Annotated in this window: 1 protein-coding gene; it reads left to right on the top strand. The window is 70.7% G+C overall.

What is annotated here, in order from left to right:
* Positions 1-107: 107 nt before the first annotated feature.
* Positions 108-926, top strand: a complete 819-nt coding sequence (locus BN903_RS10585; protein ID WP_048077700.1) for a hypothetical protein — start codon at positions 108-110, stop codon at positions 924-926.
* Positions 927-1,040: the final 114 nt, after the last annotated feature.

A 1,040-nucleotide genomic window follows, 5' to 3' on the forward strand; every position in this document is an offset into this window, starting at 1 on the left:
TACTCGGTGGTTACATAAGGGATCCGTGTCCGTCGCGTCGTCGTCGACCCGTCGGCGGCGACACCGTTGTCGACACCGCTTTGCCCGGTCCCGCCCTCCGGATCGGCATGAACGACTCATCGATGAGACGGTCGGCGGGACCCACGCGACGGCGGCTGCTGGCCGGGACCGGGAGCCTCGGGCTGCTCGGACTGGCGGGCTGTCTCGGCACGCGGGAGGGTCCGGTCCCGGAGCCGACAGTGACGAGCGACCGGATCGACGACTGGCGGCAGATCGACGAGTCACGGAGTACGGTGTTCGAGCAGTCGTACGGGCCGGTGACGGTCCGGGCCCGCGAACGGACGCGGGTCTACGAGTACGTCGACGTCGCCGAGGCGCTCGCGGCGACGTTCGACGCGTCGGGGTCGCCCGTCGTCTTCTTCGCCACCCGGATCGACCTCCGGCCCGCGGTCGACCAGCTGCCGGCCGATGTCGGCCGCGACCGGCTGATGGCGGAGGTAGAGGGTGCCGCGGTCGACGCGTTCCGCGCGCAGCTCCGCAACAGCGGTATCGAGAACGTCGAAGTCGTCGACGAGGGAACGACGACGGTCCGGTCCGGCCACACCGCGACGGCGTGGCGGCTGGCGGGCGAGTACGCGCTCGACGGGGATCTGCCGCTCCCGGACGGCTCGACCCAGTCGATCGCCGAGACCGTCGAGATGGAGTCGCGGCTCGGCGTCTGGCACGACGGGACCGACGTGATCGTCGCGGGCGGCGCGTATCCGACTGATCCGCTCATCGAGGTGATCGACGACGCGCTGCCGAACCTCGCGGACGCGGAGACGCTCGTGACGGAGCTGGCCGACGCGGAGACCGCCGAGGCGCTCGCGACCGACCCGGCCGCCTTCGACGAGGACGTCTCGCAGCTCCTCATCGCCGTGGAGTGAATCGGCGGCGCACGGTGCGCGAACCGACCCGTTTAATTCTCGTCCGCGGCTTCGGTCCGGTATGACACACTTCCCCGAGTTCGAGGTGATCCCCGCCGTCGACGTGCAGGACGG

Source organism: Halorubrum sp. AJ67 (assembly GCF_000513435.1).